The 3,828-nt window shown below is 76.6% G+C and carries 2 protein-coding genes and 1 pseudogene; all 3 read right to left on the minus strand.

From position 1 onward, the window contains the following. Positions 1–1,145 (minus strand): annotated as a pseudogene (locus ACFU6K_RS33475) (hypothetical protein); the annotation flags it as partial. Between the two features lie 494 nt (positions 1,146–1,639). Continuing rightward, positions 1,640–2,896, minus strand: a complete 1,257-nt coding sequence (gene cbiE, locus ACFU6K_RS33480; RefSeq protein ID WP_380669505.1) for a precorrin-6y C5,15-methyltransferase (decarboxylating) subunit CbiE — start codon at positions 2,894–2,896, stop codon at positions 1,640–1,642. 137 nt (positions 2,897–3,033) lie between these two features. Beyond that, positions 3,034–3,699 carry a GNAT family N-acetyltransferase gene (locus tag ACFU6K_RS33485; protein WP_380669507.1) on the minus strand — a complete coding sequence of 222 codons (666 nt, stop codon included), beginning with the start codon at positions 3,697–3,699 and terminating at the stop codon, positions 3,034–3,036. Between the last annotated feature and the right edge of the window lie 129 nt (positions 3,700–3,828).

The following is a 3,828-nucleotide window of genomic DNA, read 5'->3' on the forward strand; positions in this document are numbered from 1 at the left end:
GCGACGGGTGCGCCGGCCGCCTCGGCCGCCGGCTGGGCGGCCTCGGCCGGAACCGGCTCGGCCACGACGGCCTGCGGCGCGGCCGCGACAGCGGTCTCCACGACCTCGGCGGCCTGGGCGGCCTGGGGAGCCGTCACGTCCTGCACGGGCTGAGCCGGGACGGCCTGGGCCGCCTCCGGCGTCTCGACGACCTCGATCACCTCGATCGCCCCGACCGTCTCGACGGCCAGCACGGCCTCGACCGGCGGCACGCCCAGCGGCACCTGCTGGGCCCCATGAACCTGCTGGACCTGCTGGACCTGCTGGGCCTGCTGGGCCTGCGGGAAGTCCTGCGCCTGCGGCGGCTGCTGCCCGTCCACGACCGGAGCCCCGGGGGCCGCCGGAGCGACCGGGACGGCCTGCGGCGCGACGGCCGGAGCCGGGGCCGCGGCCTCGGCCATCGGCGGGCGGCCGACCACCGGGATGCCGTGCGCCGGCGTGCCGCCCTGCGAGGGGCCGCGGTCGGCCAGCGACCGGACCGGCACCTGGCCGGTCATCAGCGACGGGTCCGGGATCGGCGGACCGGCGTGCAGCGGCCGGCGCGGCTGCTGAGCCTGCGTCATCGGCTGCTGCGGCTGCTGCTGGACGGGGTGCTGCTGGACGCCGTGCTCGGCGCCGAGCACCGGCGGGTCCACCGGCGGCCAGGACGGCTCGACCGGCGTGCCGTCGTGCTGCGGCGCGAGCGGCACCTGCTCGGCCGGGACGGCCGCGACCGGCTCGCCCCAGGAGCCCTGCGGACCGGGCATCAGCAGCACGTCGTCCTCGTCGTCCAGGCCGTCCGGCGTGTCGGGCTGGTCGAGGAAGTGGAAGGCCGGGCGCGGTGCGCCCTGGTCGACGCCCCAGCCCTCGCCGGGCCGGCCGGGCTGCGGCACGCCGGGAACGCCGTAGCCGTACTGGCCCTGCGGCGGGATGGCGCCCGCGCCCGGGGGCACCGCGCCGGGGACACCGCCGATCGGGGCCGCCGGGTCGGGGATCGCCCCGCCGTCCGTCGCGACGCCCTGGAGGGGTGCAACGCCCGCGACGCCCTCCGGTCCGCCGAGCGGGTCCGGCCCGCCGTGCAGGTGCTCCGGCATTCCCTCGCCCGGAACGTGGCCGCCATCGGTCATTGTCAAAGCTCCTTCCAGGCCGCTGCCGCGCCCTCGGCGACACGATCACCGATCGCAGCGCCCATCCGCACGGGCCGAACCAGCACCGGCCCGCCCCTAACCACACGCGGCCGCCGCGCCGTGGCGCTGCGGCCCAAGTCCATCCGGCGCGCTGCGGCACCCCGGTCCGGCGCACCGCCCGTACGGGGCGGCGCATCGTCTGAAACAACGACAACCCGGAGCAACCGGCACGACCGCACCGGACCCTACGGCATTCTCCAGGTCCGGCACGAGGCCCGTCGAATTGCCCACACTTCGAGCGGAACCGGATTGCACCGCGTCAAAAAGGTGACAAACCGACCGAATCGGGTGGGTCGCCTACCCGTGCAGTCGCCCAGGACGTCACACTACCGGCACCGCGCGGTCACCTCTCGAATCGGTGTCCGGATGCGACCTGGATCACCGTCGGCGCCACCGGACGATCCCGGCGCGGGCCCCGGACGGGCCCACGGCCTTCACACGATCTGCTCACCCCAGAGGACCAGCGCGCCGGTTCCGCCCGCTCCCAGCGCCAGCCCGTCGCCCTCCCCCACCGGCCGCAACGGGCTCGCCTGGAGCAGCGAGCCGTCCGCCCGGTAGCCCGCCCCGGCGATCGCCCGGTGGACCTCCTCCGCCTCGGTGAGGGTCCGGGGCAGCGCGACGAACCGCTCGGGCCGACGGGCCAGCACCGCGCGCACCACGTCGAGTCCGCCGGACTCCACCACCGCCGCGTCCGGTTCCGGCAGGCCGCCCAGCACCTCGGGGCCGCTCCCGTACACCGCCTCCACCTCGACGCCGTAGCGGCGGGCGTTGACGGTCAGCCGGGCGCAGGCCGAGCGGGAGCCCTCGACCGCGACGACGGCGGCGCCGAACCGGGCCGCCTCCACTGCGAGGGCGCCGCTGCCGGCGCCGACCGACCAGACCAGGTCCCCGGGGCGGGCGCCCAGCCGGGCCAGCACCAGGGCGCGCACGTGGGCGGGGAGCGCCTCCGGCGCGCCCGGCTCGCCTTCCGCGCGCCCGGCGCCCGCGTAGGCGTCACCGGGGAGCGCCCAGCCGCGTTCCACGCCGGGGTAGCCGACCGGGCGCCCGGCGAGCCAGCCGGCCGCCTCGTCCACCGCCCCCGTCCGGGCGCCGCCGCCGATCACCAGCACCACGTTGGGGTCGCGCCACACGTGGTCGGCGATCCGGTCGGAGGTGAGGACGGTGACGTCCTCGTCGGGGGTGCCGAGGGCCTCGCAGACCACGAAGGTCCGGTGCACCCCGCGCAGCATCAGGGCGAGTTCGGCGGGCCCGGCGCCCGGCGCGGTGAGCACCGCGACCTTGGGGTGGGCCCGGCAGATGTTGGCCGCGCGGCGCAGCCGTCCGCCGTGCGCGCTGACCACCTGGGCGTCCTCCCAGGGCATGCCGGCCCGGGCGAAGGCGGTGGCCACCGAGGAGACGGCGGGCAGCACCTCCAGTTCGAGGCCGTACTCGGGGCGGCGCAGGGTGCGCACCACCCCGAAGAACCCCGGGTCGCCCTCGGCGACCACGACGGCGGCGCCGCGGTGCTCGGCGATCCTGCGGGCGGCCTGCCGGACGTTGCCGAGGGCGATCCGCTCGGCGGCCTCCGGCACCGGGAGGGCGTTCAGTTGGTAGGGGGCGCCGGCCACCAGGGTCGCCGCGGCCAGGGCCGCGCCGGCGGCCTCGGTCAGCGGTGTGCCGTCCCACCCGATGACCGTGATCCGGTCAGCCATCTGCGGCCGTTCTCCCTCGACTCGGTGCGCCACTCGATCCGCCGTCGTGCGGCGCCGGTCCAGAGGCTACCGGGTGCGGTCGACCGGAGCCCGACATCTCGCACACATGTCCGCGCCGGGTGAACAGGCGGCGGGGTTCAGTCGCGCAGCACGTAGCGGTGGTCGCCGTGCCAGCCCTCGCGGTGCAGTTCGGGGGACTCCAGGTCCTCCGGGAGCAGGCTCCACAGGATGAGGTCGCTGCGGCTCTCTCCCCCGGCCCGGCGGCCGGGAGACGCGCCCAGCCGCACCTCGCCGGACTCCCCGCGGACTATCCAGGCGCTGCGCAGCACGCCCTCGCTGATGCCGCCGATCTTCTGGGCGACCTGCTGGGCGGCGGTGTTCCCGGCGGCGGTGCGCAGTTCCAGGCGCAGGAAGCCGCGGTCCTCGAACAGCCACTGGGCGACGCCGAGGACGGCCTCCGGGGCGTAGCCCTCGCCGCGCGCCCAGACGGCGGTGACGTAGGAGATCTCGGTGCTGCGCAGCCGCCAGTCGGTGTTGCGGAGCTCGACCAGGCCGACCAGGCGCTGGGTCAGGTGCTCGGTGACGGCGAAGACGATGCCGCGGCCGGCGGCCCGGTGGGCGGGGGCGAGGGTGCGGGCGAGCTCGGCCGCGTACTCCTCGGTGAAGGGGTGCGGCAGGTCCGTCCAGGCGAGCACGAGGTCGTCGGCCATCATCGTGGCCAGGCCGGGGGCGTCGTCCTCCGCAAGGGGTCGCAGCAGCAGCCGTTCGGTGCTGATGGCGGTCTCGGGGAAGCTCGCTGCCATGCCGTCTCTCCTCGCCGGGTCGTGAACACAACACCGTACGCCTCCGGCGTGCCCCGGGTGCCACGCGGTGCGCTGCCCGCACGACGGTACGTCAGAACGCGGTCGGTCGGAGTGTCCCTGCTGCATACC

This window comes from Kitasatospora sp. NPDC057512, assembly GCF_042802135.1.
GTDB lineage: Bacteria > Actinomycetota > Actinomycetes > Streptomycetales > Streptomycetaceae > Kitasatospora.